We start from the raw sequence: 17,277 nt of genomic DNA on the forward strand, positions 1-17,277 counted from the left end.
GTTCAGGGGGCTCAGCCCAGCGCCGTGTCGAGAAACATCATTACCGCAAACCCCATCATCAGCCCCAGAGTGGCCGGTGTTTCATGGCCGTTGCGGTGGGTTTCGGGAATCACTTCGTGGGATACCACGAAAATCATCGCCCCCGCCGCCAACCCCAGGCTGATGGGGTACGCGACGGCGACACCCGATGACATGCCCAGGCCAATCACCGCGCCCAGTGGCTCCATCAACCCCGAGCCGACCGCGATGAGCGCCGCACGCAAGGTGCTGATACCGGTAACCCGCAGCGCCATGGCAATGGCCAGGCCTTCGGGGATGTCCTGGATAGCGATGGCGGTGGTCAGGGGCAGGCCGACCTTGAAGTCGCCGTCGGCAAAACTGACGCCGATGGCCATGCCCTCCGGCAAGTTGTGCAAGGTGATGGCAAGCACGAACAGCCAGACGCGATTGATACGTTCGGCCTGGGGCCCACGCCGGCCACTGAGTTCGTGCTCGTGCGGCACGAAACGGTCCAGGCCGATCATCAGGGCGACGCCCAGGCCCAGGCCGACCACGACGACAAACGCGGCAAGCAACTGATTGCCGCAGATGACCTGTGCCGCTTCGATGCCCGGCAGGATCAATGAGAACGAACTGGCGGCGAGCATCATGCCGGCGGCAAAACCCAGCATGATGTCCTGGGTACGCGAGGCGATATCGCGCAGCACCACTGCCATCAACGCACCCAGGGCGGTGGCGGCAAAGCCCGAGGTACCGCCCAGCACTGCGTAGCCCAGGTTTTGACGATTGGCGCCAACCAGGGCGTTGTAGCCACTGTAGAGCAACAACGCGGCCACCAACGCCAGCCCGAGCCAGAACGTTACCCCCAGCAACAGGTTGTCTTGCACGGGGTTGAGCCAGGTGCGCCAGGGAGATCGACTCCGGGAGGTGGGTTGGTCCATCGAAGGTCCTTACGGGTGTTGACCAAAACATGGCTGATCGTGCTCCTAAACGGTGGCAACGATCAAACATAATATCCAGGCAAGGAAGCGCCGCCCTCGCCGTTTTTTATAGTCGGAGGAAGTAACAGGATGATTTATCTTTTATTCAATAAACGAGACGAACGGTGATTAACTCACCAATTAACCCATATTTTTAACGAACAAAGCGAAAAGACTGTAAAGCCCGGCAGTAGTTTAAACCCGGCAAACTCGGCTATATAAACCAATGGGGCCCCATGCCATGGGCACGGGGCTTGCCATGTCAGCGGGCATTATGAATCACGGCCGCCGCCGCGGCTGTTCTCACCGCCTTTTCTACCCGCTTCGGAGGCTTTCTCCCGGTCGTTGGCAAAGTTGCCGCCCGAGGCCTGGCCACCTTTGCGGCCGGCTTCCGAAGCCCGCTCAGGGTCGTTGGCAAAATTACCGCCAGAGGCCTGCCCGCCTTTGCGGCCGGCTTCTGCGGCACGCCCAGGGTCGTTGGCAAAATTACCACCCGATGCCTGCCCTCCCTTGCGCCCTGCCTCGGATGCACGCTCAGGATTATTGGCGAAGTTACCCCCTGATGCATGGCCGCCCTTTTTCCCGGCTGCCGATGCCTTTTCACGATCGTTAGCGAAATTGCCAGGATTGTTACTTCCTGTGTTAGCCATTTCATTCACCTCGTTTAGTTGATGTCAACGAGCCTTGCTGACTCGTCTTATTCGGAAAACATGACGCCGCCAAGGTTTTAAGAAAACGTTGTAAACGGCGACGAATGGTCAATGCTCGATTTATATTGCCGCCGCCATGATCTTTATTGCATCAGGCTATTAAACAGGTCGAGACTGAAACTTCCTGTGGGAGCGAGCTTGCTCGCGATGGCGGTGTGTCAGTCGATATCAATAAGGCTGATCCAACGCTATCGCGAGCAAGCTCGCTCCCACATGGGGAAAACAGTGCGTGTCTTTCCACGCTGTCCGCCAAAGGCCAAGTGGCGCCGGCACCCCATTGCACCGGTCTCGTCACCCTGGCCTCGCGCCGTTCCAGGAAGCCAAAACTCGCGGGCTGCCGGTGTTGTCCTGCACCACCGCACTGACCGGCTTGCGGCGTCCGGATACCCTGTCGCCGATACCCGGATTCAAGAATGCTCAGGGTGAAATCGGATCGCTCGCCGGAAACGTTTCCTCCAGCGCGTCGTCCAGTTGGTTATCGGTGACATTCCGCTCACCCACCTTGCCACTGCGTTCGCAATGGCAGTCGGGGGCCGGACACGGCTCACCGTTGGGATGTTGTTCGGCACACGCCTGGCTGCAATAAGCCTCGCCGTCGTGGTTGAACATCCGTTGCGGATCCACCTCGCATTGGCAATCGGGGCAACCGCACTTTAGTTTGCTCATGCTCTTTCTCCCGAAGTAATAAGTCGAAGGCGCCGTCAGGAAGAGCCCACCATCAACTGGACCTCAAGGTTGGCCGTCGCCACACCGTGGTTTGCCACATACACATCGGCGGTCCAGCCCTTGGTCTGGTTGTGATAGGACTGAGTGCCCAAGGCCGTGCCGCTGTCCCACTCCAGGATGTCGCCAATATCGATGTCATTGGCCGAACGCAGCGCTAGCACGGTATGGCCGTGCTCCTGCCCCACGTACACACCCACCATTGCGCGCGGTCGATTGATGGCCCGTACTTCACCGATGGTCTGCTTCATAAGCCTCCCCTGCGACAGGTTCAGAGCGACCGAAACAACCCGATTGCTCTTTCGCACATAAGTGTGGAGGCCCCTCCTGCAAGGAAAGTTTGCAGAACAGCGCCGCTGAGCGACGAAAGGCGTGACGCAGGCCCCGTGCTCGACAGTGCTACCCTCAACGAATCCAGGCCCACGGAGAAACACCCATGCCGGACGATTTCCATCGCGAACCGCTCGATCAGTTGCAGGCGTACCTGGCCGGACGCCGCTTCCTGGTGCTCACCGGTGCTGGCATCAGCACCCCTTCGGGCATCCCCGACTACCGCGACAGCGACGGTGTACGCCGGGGTCGACAGCCGATGATGTATCAGGAGTTCCTCGCCCAGGCCGAGGCAAGACGGCGCTACTGGGCGCGGGCGATGCTGGGCTGGCCACGGGTGCGGCAGGCCAGGCCGAACGCAGCTCACGAGGCCTTGGCCCAATTGCAGGCACGGCAGCGCATCACCGGCCTGATTACCCAGAATGTCGACACCCTGCATGACCAGGCCGGCAGCCAGGACGTCATCGAACTGCACGGCAGCCTGCATCGCGTGCTGTGCCTGGATTGCGGCCAGCGCAGCGAACGACAGCAGATTCAACAGTTGATGGAAACCGAAAACCCTTACCTGGCCGGTGTCGATGCGGTGCAGGCACCCGATGGCGACACCCTGCTCGACCCGGCCTTCGAGGCGCGCTTCCAAGTGCCTCGCTGCCCTCATTGCGGCGGCGAGCGATTGAAACCCGACGTAGTGTTTTTCGGCGAGAACGTCGCCCCCCTCACCGCGACCCGCGCCGTGCAAGCCGTCGAGCAAGCGGACGGCCTGCTCGTGGTGGGCTCGTCGCTGATGGCGTATTCGGCGTTTCGCCTGTGCCGGGCCATCAAGGACCAGGGCAAGCCGCTGCTGGCGATCAACCGAGGCAAGACCCGGGCCGATGAGCTGCTGGACCTCAAGCTTGAAGAGCCGTGTGAGCAACTGTTGCCACTGTTGATCTGACACCACGCCATACCCCTGTGGGAGCGAGCTTGCTCGCTCCCACAGGATCAGTGGTAGCCTGCGGTCAATGTGCCCAAATCCTGATCCCTGAGCGTATCGAACAACGCCTGCGCCGCCGCAGACAGTTCATGCCCCGGCTTGGTCAGCACCCCGATGGCCCGTTCGATCACCGGATCGCTCAAGGTGATGCAGCGGGCGCCCAGCTCATGCATCTGCCCGACGCACAGCGCCGGCACGGCACTCACCCCCAGCCCGCTGGCGACCATCCGCCCGACGGTCGCCAATTGGTGGCTCTCGAACTCCACAGGCAGTTTCATGCCCCGGGCCCGCAGATGCTCCTCCAGCATCACCCGTACGGTGGAGGGCCGTTGCAGCGTGATGAAGGGCTGTTCCAGCAGGGTTTCCCAGTGGATTTCGTCGCGCAGGGCAAACGGTGAGTCCAACGGCACTACCGCGACGAAGCGATCCAGATACAAGGGCGTGAACGCCAATGACGAACCCTGCATCGGCTCGAACGCCACACCCAATTCGACATGACGATCGCGGACCATTTCCAGTACTTGCTCGTTGATCACGTCGTTGACCGTGACGTTGACATTCGGATAGCGGGCGCGGAAGGTCTTGAGGATCGGCGGCAGCAGGTTGCCGGCAAACGACGGCATCGCCGCCAACGTCACGCGGCCACGCTGCAAGGTGAAGCGCTGGCGCATTTCGTCCTCGGCGTTGTCCCAGTCGGCAATCAGCCGTCGGGCCAGTGGCAGCAAGGATTCGCCTTCGGGCGTCAGCGCCACGTTACGGGTATTACGGCTGAACAAGCGACCGCCGAGGCCTTCTTCCAGGGCCTTGATGGTCAGGCTCAGGGCCGACTGGGACAGGTGCAACCGCTCGCAGGCCACGGCAAAGCTCAGGCTCTGGGCCACGGCGAGGAAGGCGCGGATTTGCTTGAGGGTCATGCTCGCTACGCTCCAAGGTCTATTGTTGAGTTTTATCAATCAATCCAACCTAAAAATCAACTTAACAAATATATGACTTGGCGCAACACTGCATCCCATTGCGACCCCATCAAGAATAAAAGAGGTGTCTATGGCAGGTTTCGACAAACGCGTGAGCTCTTATGAGGAAGCGCTGGAAGGCTTGAAGGACGGCATGACCGTCATCGCCGGCGGCTTCGGCCTGTGCGGTATCCCGGAAAACCTGATCGCCGAGATCAAGCGCAAGGGCATCCGCGACCTCACCGTAGTGTCCAATAACTGCGGCGTCGACGGCTTCGGCCTCGGCGTGCTGCTGGAAGACCGGCAGATCCGCAAGGTGGTCGCCTCCTACGTGGGCGAAAACGCCCTGTTCGAGAAGCAACTGCTCAGCGGTGAAATCGAAGTCGTACTTACCCCCCAAGGCACCCTCGCGGAAAAAATGCGCGCCGGCGGCGCAGGCATCCCGGCGTTCTTCACCGCCACCGGCGTCGGCACCCCGGTGGCCGAAGGCAAGGAAGTGCGTGAATTCCATGGTCGCCAGTACCTGATGGAAGAATCCATCACCGGCGACTTCGCCATCGTCAAAGGCTGGAAGGCCGATCATTTCGGCAACGTGATCTATCGCCACACCGCCCAGAACTTCAATCCACTGGCCGCCACGGCGGGCAAGATCACGGTGGTGGAAGTCGAAGAAATCGTCGAACCCGGCGAGCTGGACCCGACGCAGATCCACACCCCTGGCATCTACGTCGACCGGGTCATTTGCGGCACGTTCGAAAAACGCATCGAACAGCGCACCGTGCGTAAGTGATCCCCTGCCCCGGCCCGAATGAAGGAATAACAACATGGCACTTTCCCGCGAACAAATGGCTCAACGCGTCGCCCGCGAAATGCAGGACGGCTACTACGTGAACCTGGGCATCGGCATTCCGACCCTGGTTGCCAACTACATTCCCGAAGGCATGGAAGTCATGCTGCAATCGGAAAACGGCCTGCTCGGCATGGGTGCGTTTCCCACCGAAGCCGAAGTCGATGCCGACATGATCAACGCCGGCAAGCAGACCGTCACCGCGCGCATTGGCGCGTCGATCTTCTCTTCGGCCGAATCGTTTGCCATGATCCGTGGCGGGCATATCGACCTGACCGTGCTCGGCGCGTTCGAGGTGGACGTGGAAGGCAATATTGCCTCGTGGATGATCCCCGGCAAGCTGGTCAAGGGCATGGGCGGCGCGATGGACCTGGTGGCCGGTGCCGAGAACATCATCGTCACCATGACCCATGCGTCCAAGGACGGCGAGTCGAAACTGCTGCCGCGTTGCAGCCTGCCGCTGACCGGCGCCGGTTGCATCAAGCGGGTGCTGACCGACCTGGCCTACCTGGAAATCCAGGACGGCGCCTTCATCTTGAAAGAACGTGCCCCGGGCGTCAGCGTCGAGGAAATCGTCGCCAAGACCGCCGGCAAATTGATCGTGCCGGACCACGTGCCTGAAATGCAGTTCGCTGCCCAGTGAGGAGAGATTCGATGCAAGAAGTCGTGATTGTCGCCGCTACCCGTACCGCCATCGGCAGTTTCCAGGGTTCGCTGGCTTCCATTCCCGCGCCGGAACTCGGTGCCGCGGTGATTCGTCGCCTGCTGGAACAGACCGGTTTGTCGGGCGAACAGGTCGATGAAGTGATTCTTGGCCAGGTGCTGACCGCAGGATCCGGGCAAAACCCGGCTCGCCAGGCGGCGATCCTGGCCGGCCTGCCTCATGCGGTGCCGGCGCTGACCCTGAACAAGGTCTGCGGTTCGGGCCTCAAGGCATTGCACCTGGGCGCCCAGGCGATCCGCTGTGGCGACGCCGACGTCATCATCGCCGGCGGCATGGAGAACATGAGCCTGGCCCCGTACGTGTTGCCGGCCGCCCGCACCGGCCTGCGCATGGGCCACGCGAAGATGATCGACAGCATGATCACCGACGGCCTGTGGGATGCCTTCAACGATTACCACATGGGCATCACCGCCGAGAACCTGGTGGACAAGTACGGCATCAGCCGCGAGGAGCAGGACGCTTTCTCTGCCGCGTCCCAGCAGAAGGCTGTCGCCGCCATCGAGGGCGGTCGGTTCGCCGATGAGATCACGCCGATCCTGATTCCCCAGCGCAAAGGCGATCCTGTGGCGTTCGCCACCGACGAACAACCGCGCGCCGGCACCACCGCCGAATCCCTGGGCAAGCTCAAACCCGCCTTCAAGAAGGACGGCAGCGTCACCGCTGGCAACGCGTCTTCGCTGAATGATGGCGCCGCCGCCGTGATCCTGATGAGCGCGGAAAAAGCCAAGGCCCTGGGCCTGCCCGTGCTGGCGAAAATCAGTGCCTACGCCAATGCCGGCGTCGACCCGGCCATCATGGGCATAGGCCCGGTCTCGGCCACCCGCCGCTGCCTGGACAAGGCTGGCTGGTCGCTGGATCAACTGGACCTGGTCGAAGCCAACGAAGCCTTCGCCGCCCAATCGCTGGCCGTGGCCCGGGAACTGAAATGGGACATGGACAAGGTCAACGTCAACGGCGGCGCCATCGCCCTGGGCCACCCTATCGGCGCATCGGGGTGCCGAGTCCTGGTGTCGCTGCTGCATGAAATGATCAAGCGCGACGCCAAGAAAGGCCTCGCGACACTGTGCATCGGCGGCGGCCAAGGCGTGGCCCTGGCGCTGGAACGGGCATAACCGATACAGGTTCAACGGTGGTTGCGCGGACCCACGAATATCCGCACAACCACTGGCACCACCACCGGCGCAATCTCGGTTGCGCCGGTTTTTTTTGCCTGCTGTTTTGCGCATGGCCTACCGACCTCATCGCGAGCAAGCTCGCTCCCACAGTGGATCTGTGGTGTTCTGGGATTCTGTGCCCACCGCCAATCCCCTGTGGGAGCGAGCAGGCTCGCGATGGCGGTGGGTCAGGCGACGATGAGCCGTCAGGAACCTGCGCCAAACCGGTCGCGGCTGTTGGTCAGGTGCAGCCACATGGCGGCGCGGGCGGCGTCCGGGTCCTGGCGTTTGATGGCGTTGAAGATCGCCTCATGCTCGAGGTTGGCCAGTTGTGCCAGCTTGCCCAGGTCCGCCTGGCCGCGTTCGGCCACGTTCACTCGGGTCCTGGGGATCATCGCACTGCCCAGGTGCTGCATGATTTCGACAAAACAGGCGTTGTCCGTGGCTTCGGCGATGAGCAGATGGAACCGCCGGTCGGCCTCGACACAGCTGTCGTTGTTGCTGGACAGCCGCTGATAGTCATCCAGCGCCTGGCGCATCTGCTGCAACTGGTGTTCGCTGCGGCGCTGGGCCGCCAATGCCACCGCCTGGGTTTCCAGGCCCAGGCGCAGCTCCAGGATTGCCCGCACACCCGCCGCAGTGTCGACATTGAGCCGCAACCCCGGCTCGCCGGTTTGCGCCAGCACAAAGGTGCCGATGCCGTGGCGGGTCTCCACCAGCCCCGAAGCCTGCAACTTGGAAATCGCCTCGCGCACCACGGTCCGGCTGACGCCATGCTCGCGAACGATGGCACCTTCCGATGGCAGTTTTTCGCCGGGTTTCAACTGTCCCAGCAAGATGCTCTGGCTCAGCTTCGCCACCAGGTCATGGGCCAGGTTATGGGTACGCTTGCGCAGCGGCGCTTCGGTGTCTTGCATCGCCAGGGTTCCTCGAAAACAGGCTGGTCGATCCTACCATCAGCAGGCTTGAGAGTGAGCATTACAGAACGCCAAACTTGTATGACAACACACCGCACCTGGCGATCGACTTCGAAAATCAACGCCCATAAAAGCTCGATTTCTATCGCACCGTGCGCCCTGCACACCGTCAAAAACCTCAACGACACCCAACAAATACAGCATTAAAAAGTCTGACCGCCCATCCAATCACGCTAAAAAATATCTTGTCACTCAAAAAAATCAGGTTGTATGATGTCTATCAACATCGGCACCTGCACGATGCCCCGCATAAAAATAACGAGTGGGAGAAAACCAGTGAACACATCCAGCCTCAAGGCGAATGCCGGAGCGGATCCGGTGCTGCTGTCGGCCATCGCCAAGGTCAAGCGCCACATCCTGCCGCTGTTCGTCATCATGTTTATCGTCAACTACATCGACCGCGTGAACATCGGCTTCGTGCGCGCCCATATGGAGCACGACCTGGGCATCGGTGCCGCGGCCTACGGCTTTGGCGCCGGCCTGTTCTTCATCGGCTACGCGCTGTTCGAAGTCCCGTCCAACATCCTCTTGCAAAAAATCGGCGCCCGTATCTGGCTGACCCGCATCATGCTCACCTGGGGCCTGGTGGCCGCGGGCATGGCCTTCATCCAGAACGAAACCCACTTCTACATCCTGCGTTTCCTGCTGGGCGTGGCCGAAGCCGGCTTCTTCCCTGGGGTGATCTACTACTTCACTCGCTGGCTGCCGGGTGTCGAACGCGGCAAAGCCATCGCCATCTTCCTCAGCGGTTCGGCCATTGCGTCGCTGATCTCCGGCCCGCTGTCGGGGCTGCTGCTGCAAATCAATGGCCTGGGCATGCACGGCTGGCAGTGGATGTACTTCATCGAAGGGATGTTTTCCGTCGGCCTGTGCGTCTTCGTCTGGTTCTGGCTGGACTCCAAGCCCCACGACGCCAAATGGTTGAGCCGCGAAGAACAAGATGTGCTGGTCAAAACCATCGACGATGAACAGCGCGCACGAGAAGCCGCCTCGCCGATCAAACTGTCCATCGGCCAGTTGCTCAAGGACCGCCAGATCATCCTGTTTTGCCTGATCTACTTCTTCATCCAATTGACGATCTATGCCGCCACGTTCTGGCTGCCGAGCATCATCAAGAAAATGGGCGAACTGAGCGACATCCAGGTCGGGCTGTTCAACTCGATCCCGTGGCTGTTGTCGATCGTCGGCATGTACGCCTTCGCCTCGCTGTCGGCCAAGTGGAAATTCCAGCAGGCCTGGGTCGCCACGGCCCTGTTGATCGCGGCAGCCGGGATGTTCATGTCCACCACCGGCGGGCCGATCTTCGCCTTCGTCGCCATCTGCTTCGCGGCCCTGGGCTTCAAGTCGGCGTCGTCGCTGTTCTGGCCAATTCCCCAGGCTTACCTGGACGCACGGATCGCCGCTGGGGTGATTGCCCTGATCAACTCGGTGGGCAACCTCGGAGGGTTCGTCGCTCCAACCACGTTCGGCCTGCTGGAACAGAACACCGGCTCGATCCAGGGCGGCCTCTATGGCTTGGCGGCCACCTCGATCATTGCCGCGATCATCGTGTTTGCCGCACGCAACACGCCCAAGCCCAAAGCCGTGACAACCCCAGCCGACCCGGCCGCCAGCCACGTCTGATCATTCGATTGTTCAAGGATAAGTACAGATGAGCACCCCAGAAACCAGCAAAGCCCCGATCATCACCAGCATGCAGATCGTGCCCGTGGCCGGCCATGACGGCATGTTGCTGAACCTCAGCGGCGCCCACGGCCCGTTCTTCACCCGCAACATCGTCATCCTCAAAGACAACGCCGGCCACACCGGCGTGGGCGAAGTGCCCGGTGGCGAGCGCATTCGCCAGACCCTCGAAGACGCCCGTTCGCTGGTGGTCGGCAGCCCCATCGGCACATACCAGAAGATCCTCAACACCGTGCGCCAAGCCTTTGCCGACCGCGATGCCGGCGGTCGTGGCCTGCAAACGTTCGACCTGCGCATCACCATCCACGCGGTGACCGGCCTGGAAGCGGCGTTGCTGGACCTGCTCGGCCAACACCTGGATGTACCGGTCGCCGCCCTGCTTGGCGAAGGCCAGCAACGCGATGAAGTGAAGATGCTCGGCTATCTGTTTTACGTCGGCGATCGCCAGCAGACCGACCTGCCCTACCGCTGCGAGCCGGACGCCGACAACGACTGGTTCCGCGTACGCCATGAGAAGGCCCTGGACGCCGACGCCGTGGTCCGCCTGGCCGAAGCGGCACACTCCCGCTATGGTTTCCAGGACTTCAAGCTCAAGGGCGGCGTGCTGCAAGGTGATGCGGAGATCGAAGCGGTCACGGCGCTGGCCGAGCGCTTTCCCCAGGCGCGCATTACCCTGGACCCGAACGGCGCCTGGTCACTCAAGGAAGCCATCCGTTTGTGCCGCGATCAGCACAAGGTGCTGGCCTATGCCGAAGACCCTTGCGGTGCCGAGAACGGCTACTCCGGCCGCGAAGTCATGGCCGAGTTCCGCCGCGCCACGGGCCTGAAGACCGCCACCAACATGATCGCCACCGACTGGCGCGAGATGGGCCACGCCATCACCTTGCAGTCCGTGGACATTCCCCTGGCCGATCCGCACTTCTGGACCATGCAGGGTTCGGTACGGGTGGCGCAGATGTGCAATGAATGGGGCCTGACCTGGGGCTCGCACTCCAACAACCACTTCGACATTTCCCTGGCGATGTTCACCCACGTGGCCGCTGCCGCACCGGGCGACATCACGGCCATCGACACCCATTGGATCTGGCAGGACGGCCAGCGGCTGACCAAGGCACCGTTGCAGATCCAGGGCGGCTGCGTGCAAGTGCCGAAAAAACCGGGGCTGGGGATTGAGCTGGACACCGACCAACTGGCCAAGGCCCATGAGTTGTACAAGGGCATGGGCCTTGGCGCGCGGGACGATGCGGTGGCGATGCAGTTCCTGATTCCAGGCTGGACGTTCAACAACAAGCGGCCGTGCCTGGTTCGCTAAAGCGGGCAATATCCCTTGTGGGAGCGAGCTTGCTCGCGATTGCGCAGTGTCAGCCTCTATCCAGGTGACTGATCCACCGCCATCGCGAGCCTGCTCGCGATGACGGCGGCACATCCACATCACCTTCTCAGGCAGACCGCATCGCGAGCAGGCTCGCTCCCACAGGGTTGCATGGCAAGACTCGCGACTAACCCTCCGGCCGCAGGATCAAAACCGCCAACGGCGGCAAGTTGAGTTCCAGCGACAGGGCCTGGCCATGGCTGGGCACCTCTTCGGTGGAGGCTCCACCGCCATTGCCATAGTTGGAACCGGCGTAGGTGTCGGCATCGCTGTTGAGCAATTCGACCCAGCGCCCGCCGAATGGCACGCCGACCCGGTAGGCCTCGCGCGGCACCGGCGTGAAGTTGGCGACCACCAGCACCGGCCGGCCCTCCTTGCTCCAGCGCAGCCAGGCGTAGACGCTGTTAAGCGCATCGTCGCCAATCAACCACTGGAACCCCTGGGGCGCATCATCCTGGTCGTGCAGCGCCGGTTCTTCGCGATACAGACGGTTCAGATCGCTGACCAGTTTCTGCACACCACGGTGCTCAGGGTATTGCAGCAGGTACCAGTCCAACTGCTGGTCGTGGTTCCACTCGCGCCATTGGCCGAATTCACAGCCCATGAACAACAGCTTCTTGCCGGGATGCCCCCACATGAAGCTGAGGTAGGCCCTCAGGTTGGCGAATTTCTGCCAGCGGTCACCGGGCATCTTGTCGATCAGCGAGCGTTTGCCGTGAACCACTTCGTCATGGGAAATCGGCAGGACGAAGCGCTCAGACCAGGCATACACCAGGCCGAAGCTCAGTTCGTTGTGGTGATGGGCGCGGTACACCGGGTCTTGCTGGATGTAGTGCAGCGAATCGTGCATCCAGCCCATGTTCCACTTGTAGGCGAAACCCAGGCCGCCCTGCTGGGTGCTCTGGCTGACGCCCGGCCACGCCGTGGATTCTTCGGCGATGACCAGCGCACCGGGGGTTTCCAGCGCCACCACATCGTTGAGGTGCCGCAGGAAATCGATGGCTTCGAGGTTTTCCCGTCCGCCGTGGCGGTTGGGCACCCACTCGCCGGCCTTGCGCGAATAGTCGCGGTACAACATCGAGGCCACGGCATCCACCCGCAGGCCATCGACGTGGAAATGCTTGAGCCAGTGCAGCGCCGACGCCAGCATGAAACCGTGCACTTCGGTGCGGCCCAGGTTGTAGATCAGCGTGTCCCAATCCTGGTGGAAGCCTTCCAGCGGGTTGCCGTATTCGTACAGCGCAGTGCCGTCGAACTGGGCCAGGCCGTGGGTGTCGGTGGGAAAATGCGCCGGCACCCAGTCGAGGATGACGCCGATATTGGCCTGGTGGCAGGCGTTGACGAACGCCGCGAAATCGTCCGGCGAGCCGAAGCGTGCCGTCGGCGCGAATTGCGACAGCGGCTGATAGCCCCAGGAGCCGCCAAACGGGTGCTCCATGATCGGCATCAGCTCGATGTGGGTGAAGCCCAGGTCCTTGACATACGGGATCAGCCGCTCGGCCATTTCATGCCAGTTGTACTGCCGGGCCACCTCACCCGCCTCGTCGATTTCGCACTGCCAGGAGCCGGCGTGCAATTCATAGATCGACAGCGGCGCACCCGGGAGATGCCGCTCGCGACGGTGCTGCATCCACTCGTCGTCCTGCCACTCGATCTTCAGGGGTGAGGCGACTCTCGACGCCGTGTCTGGCGGCATCTGCGTGGCCAGGGCCACCGGGTCGGCCTTGAGCGGCAGGATGCCGTGGGCGCCGAGGATTTCATACTTGTAACCTTCGCCGGGACCCAGCCTGGGGATGAATATCTCCCACACGCCGGACGGATAACGGATGCGCATCGGATGCCGACGCCCGTCCCAGACGTTGAAATCCCCGACCACCGAAACGCGTCGGGCGTTCGGCGCCCAGACAGCGAACCGCACGCCGTCGATGCCATCGACGGTGGTCAGTTGCGCACCGAGGCAGGAACTGAGGTCGCGGTGATTGCCCTCGCCAAACAGGTAAAGGTCCATCTCCCCCAGCAACGGGCCGAAGCTGTAGGGGTCTTCGGCAACCTGCTCGCCGCCGGCCCAACGGGTGCGCAGCAAGTACGCCTGGGTACGGTCGAAATGGCCGACGAACAGTCCCGGGGTTGCGGTGGGTTGCAGCTCCCCCAGCTCGTCGCCGCCATCGCGGGCCAGCACATGCACGCTCAGGGCTCCGGGCAGATACGCGCGAATGAATTGGCCGCCGGCGTCGTCGCCATGAGGCCCCAGGATGGAAAACGGGTCGTGGTGTTCGGCGCGCACCAGCGCGTCGATGTCATGGGGCGCCGGCAGCAACGACTCTTTGGCCTGCCCCTGTGGTTCTTTGTTCGAGACACTCATGATTCTCTCCACTAAATCGGTCCGGCTACGTCGGAAAAGGGTTGCAGCCCACTCAATAACCCGACCAGACCGTGCAACGGCACGGGTAGCCAGGTGGGGCGATTCTCGGCTTCATAGGCCACTTCATAGGCCGCCTTCTCCAGGCCGAACAACGCCAGTGCGGCGTCTTCGCCTTCAGCATCCTTCCACTCATGGGCAAGACTAGCTGCCGCCAGCCGATATGCCTCGACAAATGCCTGGCGAGCCTCTTTCAAATAACGATCGGCGACCCTTTGCCTCGCTGCATCGGCATCGGCCGTGCTGTCGACGGTGTGCAAGTGAATCGCCATGGCCGCCGCGTAATCGAAGGAGCGCAACACGCCACTGACGTCCTTATAGGGGCTGTGCTTGCCCCGTCGCTCATGCAATGGCCGCGCCGGCTCACCTTCGAAGTCGATCAGGTAGGCGTCGCCCTTGATCACCAGCACCTGCCCCAGGTGCAGGTCTCCGTGGACGCGAATGCGCAAGCCTCCCTCAGCCTTGCCGGCCAGCGTCTGGACATGGGCCAGGACGGTTTTCTTGTGCTCCAGCAAACGTGCGACCATGGCCTGGTCCGCGGGGTTCAATTGGCCCTGGTTCTGCTTGAGCAGGCGCAAGGCGTTTTCCACTTGGGCGGCCACGTCCTTGCCGATGGCCTGGGCTTGCTTGGCGTTGGTAGCCTGCGGCGCGAAGTCCGGGTCGTCGGTGGCCTGGGCCAATACCTGGTGCATTTCCCCCAGGCGCTGGCCGAGCATGCCGGCGAAATCCTTCAGTTCGCCCAGGGCGTTGTAATGCTGCTCCTGTTCGGACACCGCGTCCGCCAGCTCGTCGCGCAGGGCGCGTTCGAGGTTGTTCTGGGTCCATTCCCAGGCATCGCCCTGATTGCTCAAGTAGCCCTGCGCGATCATCAGCAGCGCATCTTCACCCTGGACGTCGCGGCGAACCACCGAACCCAGCAGCGGTGAGATGTTGCTGAAACCGGCGGCGGTCAAGTAGGCGCTCATTTCCAGTTCCGGGTGCACACCCGAGGCGACCTTGCGAATCAGCTTGAGCACGAGGCTGCTGCCCACCACCACCGAACTGTTGGACTGTTCGGCGGACAGGTAGCGCACCTCCGGCTCTTCGCCCAGGTTCAGCGCAGCCAGGCCTTCGGTGGGTTCGAAGCGCAACTCACCTTCGGCGAACGGCAGCACCGTGGCGGCCTGCATGCTGTGCAGCACGGCGCGCACGAAGCTTTCCAGGCTGAATGCATCGGTGATCAAGCCCACCTGACGCACCCGACGTACCCGCGACAACGCCAGTTGCTGCGGCAATGCCGCACCGACCTGGTCTTCGGCGAGCAGGCCGAACGGCAGCTGATAACGCAGGGTCTGGCCGCCACTGGTGACATCGATTTCGCTGAGCAGCACCGGGTGCTGCGGGTCACCAAAGCGCACGCCATAGACTATCTCGACCTTCTCGATCGCGCTGTCCTTGCCGGCGAACCAGCGCCGGTTCTGCAACCAGCTCGGCAGGATGGTTTGCTCCAGCGTGGTGCGCGATGGCGCTTCGAGCAATTCTTCCAGGCGTTTCTTCAGCACCAGGGTGGTGAAGTCCGGCAGGCTCTGGGCCGGTTCCACGTGCCAGCTCGGCATCTGGTTCTCGGTTGCCAGGGCAAACCAATAGAAGCCGTACGGCGCCAAGGTCAGCAGGAAGTTCAACTGGCCGATGGGTGGAAAGGCATTGCCGCCGAGCATCTCCACCGGGACCATGCCGGCGTAGGTCGACAGATCCAGTTCAGCAGCCTGGGCGCTGCGGGACACGTTGGCCACGCAGAGGATGATTTCGTGCTTGCCGTCGGGCCCGGTGTATTCGCGGGTATAGGCCAGGATCCGGCGATTGCTCGGCGAGAGCATCTTCAACGTGCCACGGCCAAAGGCCTTGGACTGCTTGCGCACCGCCAGCATGCGCCGGGTCCAGTTGAGCAGCGAGTGCGGGTCGCCGGCCTGAGTCTCGACGTTGACCGACTGGTAGCCGTACTGCGGGTCCATGATCGGCGGCAGCACCAGGCTGGCCGGGTCGGCACGGGAGAAACCGCCGTTGCGGTCGATGGACCACTGCATCGGCGTACGCACGCCATCGCGGTCGCCGAGGTAGATGTTGTCGCCCATGCCGATTTCATCGCCGTAGTACAGCGTTGGCGTGCCAGGCATCGACAGCAGCAGGCTGTTGAGCAACTCGACGCGACGACGGTCGCGCTCCACCAACGGCGCCAGGCGCCGACGAATGCCCAGGTTGATACGCGCCCGACGGTCGGCGGCGTAGTAGTTCCACAGGTAGTCACGCTCCTTGTCGGTGACCATCTCCAGGGTCAACTCATCATGGTTGCGCAGGAAAATCGCCCACTGGCAATTGGCGGGGATCTCCGGGGTCTGGCGCAGGATGTCGGTGATAGGGAAGCGATCTTCCTGGGCCAGCGCCATGTACATGCGCGGCATCAGCGGGAAGTGGAAGGCCATGTGGCATTCGTCACCGTTCATCCCTTGGGCGTCGACATCGCCGAAGTACAACTGGGTGTCCTCCGGCCACTGGTTGGCTTCGGCCAGCAACATGCGGTCGGGGTAGTTGGCGTCGATCTCGGCGCGGATCAGCTTCAGGACGTCATGGGTCTCGGGCAGGTTTTCGTTGTTGGTGCCGTCGCGCTCGATCAGGTACGGAATGGCGTCCAGGCGCAGGCCGTCGATGCCCATGTCCAGCCAGTAGCGCATCACCGACAACACGGCCTTGAGGACCTGCGGGTTATCGAAGTTGAGGTCGGGCTGGTGGGAGTAGAAGCGGTGCCAGAAGTACTGGCCCGCCACCGGGTCCCAGGTCCAGTTGGACTTCTCGGTGTCGAGGAAGATGATGCGCGTGCCGTCGTACTTGTGGTCGTCATCGGACCAGACGTAGAAGTCCCGCGCCTTCGAACCCGGCTTGGCCTTGCGCGCGCGCTGGAACCAGGGGTGCTGGTCCGAGGTGTGGTTGATGACCAGCTCGGTGATCACCCGCAGGTTGCGCTTGTGGGCTTCGGCAATGAACCGCCGCGCATCGGCCATGGTGCCGTAGTCGGGGCTGACGCCGCGGTATTCGGCAATGTCATAACCGTCGTCGCGCCTGGGTGAAGGATAGAACGGCAGCAGCCAGATGGTGTTGACGCCCAGATCGGCGATGTAGTCGAGCTTTTCGATCAGGCCGGGAAAGTCACCGATCCCGTCGTTATTGGAGTCGAAATAGGATTTTACGTGGACCTGATAGATCACCGCGTCCTTGTACCAGAGCGGGTCTTTGATAAAGGTGGCAGACCGGGGTTTCTTCGCCATTTGCAACTCCTGATGAATTCAATAAAGCCGCGGGATACAGGCTTGTGAGGTCTTTTTGTGTTGTGAGGCCTGCGCTTTGTGGGAGTAAAGCTTGCTCGCGATGCAGGCACCTCGATTCCTCAGGGAGACCGCG

General features: G+C 62.2%; 14 protein-coding genes. 6 read left to right on the forward strand and 8 right to left on the reverse strand.

Translation table 11 applies throughout. From position 1 onward, the window contains the following. Positions 1 to 11 precede the first annotated feature (11 nt). From AB4O09_RS20295 to AB4O09_RS20310, 4 genes are all read right to left on the reverse strand, one after another. Positions 12 to 941, reverse strand: coding sequence for a ZIP family metal transporter (locus AB4O09_RS20295; protein WP_013692696.1), 930 nt, complete (start codon positions 939 to 941; stop codon positions 12 to 14). 311 nt (positions 942 to 1,252) lie between these two features. Beyond that, positions 1,253 to 1,630 carry a con-10 family general stress protein gene (locus AB4O09_RS20300; protein ID WP_032833229.1) on the reverse strand — a complete coding sequence of 126 codons (378 nt, stop codon included), beginning with the start codon at positions 1,628 to 1,630 and terminating at the stop codon, positions 1,253 to 1,255. 477 nt (positions 1,631 to 2,107) lie between these two features. After that, positions 2,108 to 2,356 carry a metallothionein gene (locus tag AB4O09_RS20305; protein ID WP_013692693.1) on the reverse strand — a complete coding sequence of 83 codons (249 nt, stop codon included), beginning with the start codon at positions 2,354 to 2,356 and terminating at the stop codon, positions 2,108 to 2,110. A gap of 35 nt (positions 2,357 to 2,391) precedes the next feature. Beyond that, a complete protein-coding gene (locus AB4O09_RS20310; RefSeq protein ID WP_003200123.1) occupies positions 2,392 to 2,664 on the reverse strand; it encodes a hypothetical protein in 273 nt (90 codons plus the stop codon). Between the two features lie 185 nt (positions 2,665 to 2,849). Here AB4O09_RS20310 and AB4O09_RS20315 point away from each other — a divergent pair, with 185 nt between their 5' ends. Next, positions 2,850 to 3,677, forward strand: coding sequence for an NAD-dependent protein deacetylase (locus AB4O09_RS20315; protein WP_003200121.1), 828 nt, complete (start codon positions 2,850 to 2,852; stop codon positions 3,675 to 3,677). A gap of 47 nt (positions 3,678 to 3,724) precedes the next feature. Here AB4O09_RS20315 and AB4O09_RS20320 read toward each other — a convergent pair whose 3' ends face one another. Beyond that, positions 3,725 to 4,630 (reverse strand): LysR family transcriptional regulator, encoded by a 906-nt coding sequence (locus tag AB4O09_RS20320; protein WP_003200120.1) that lies wholly within the window; start codon positions 4,628 to 4,630, stop codon positions 3,725 to 3,727. 130 nt (positions 4,631 to 4,760) lie between these two features. Here AB4O09_RS20320 and AB4O09_RS20325 point away from each other — a divergent pair, with 130 nt between their 5' ends. From AB4O09_RS20325 to AB4O09_RS20335, 3 genes are read left to right on the forward strand one after another with little or no spacing between them, the layout of a single operon-like run. Further along, positions 4,761 to 5,459: a CoA transferase subunit A gene (locus AB4O09_RS20325; RefSeq protein ID WP_003200117.1), complete on the forward strand. Its 699-nt coding sequence runs from the start codon at positions 4,761 to 4,763 to the stop codon at positions 5,457 to 5,459. A gap of 34 nt (positions 5,460 to 5,493) precedes the next feature. Then, a complete protein-coding gene (locus tag AB4O09_RS20330; protein WP_003180355.1) occupies positions 5,494 to 6,159 on the forward strand; it encodes a CoA transferase subunit B in 666 nt (221 codons plus the stop codon). An 11-nt stretch (positions 6,160 to 6,170) separates the two neighbouring features. Next, complete coding sequence (locus AB4O09_RS20335; protein ID WP_003200115.1) at positions 6,171 to 7,352, forward strand: acetyl-CoA C-acetyltransferase; 1,182 nt, start codon at positions 6,171 to 6,173, stop codon at positions 7,350 to 7,352. Positions 7,353 to 7,600: 248 nt separating this feature from the next. On the opposite strand, the gene AB4O09_RS20340 is transcribed toward AB4O09_RS20335, so the two are convergent. Beyond that, positions 7,601 to 8,311 carry a FadR/GntR family transcriptional regulator gene (locus AB4O09_RS20340; protein WP_003200113.1) on the reverse strand — a complete coding sequence of 237 codons (711 nt, stop codon included), beginning with the start codon at positions 8,309 to 8,311 and terminating at the stop codon, positions 7,601 to 7,603. 336 nt (positions 8,312 to 8,647) lie between these two features. Here AB4O09_RS20340 and AB4O09_RS20345 point away from each other — a divergent pair, with 336 nt between their 5' ends. Together AB4O09_RS20345 and gudD are read left to right on the forward strand one after the other, a co-directional pair. Next, on the forward strand, positions 8,648 to 9,994 hold the full coding sequence (locus AB4O09_RS20345; protein WP_003200111.1) for an MFS transporter: 1,347 nt from the start codon (positions 8,648 to 8,650) through the stop codon (positions 9,992 to 9,994). A 28-nt stretch (positions 9,995 to 10,022) separates the two neighbouring features. Further along, a complete protein-coding gene (gene gudD, locus AB4O09_RS20350; RefSeq protein WP_460104708.1) occupies positions 10,023 to 11,366 on the forward strand; it encodes a glucarate dehydratase in 1,344 nt (447 codons plus the stop codon). A gap of 187 nt (positions 11,367 to 11,553) precedes the next feature. On the opposite strand, the gene glgB is transcribed toward gudD, so the two are convergent. Both glgB and treS read right to left on the reverse strand, forming a co-directional pair. Beyond that, a complete protein-coding gene (gene glgB, locus AB4O09_RS20355) occupies positions 11,554 to 13,788 on the reverse strand; it encodes a 1,4-alpha-glucan branching protein GlgB (protein WP_053162248.1) in 2,235 nt (744 codons plus the stop codon). An 11-nt stretch (positions 13,789 to 13,799) separates the two neighbouring features. Then, on the reverse strand, positions 13,800 to 17,144 hold the full coding sequence (treS, locus tag AB4O09_RS20360; protein ID WP_003200104.1) for a maltose alpha-D-glucosyltransferase: 3,345 nt from the start codon (positions 17,142 to 17,144) through the stop codon (positions 13,800 to 13,802). Positions 17,145 to 17,277 lie beyond the last annotated feature (133 nt).

The sequence above is a fragment of the Pseudomonas sp. H1_F01 genome, from assembly GCF_054681425.1.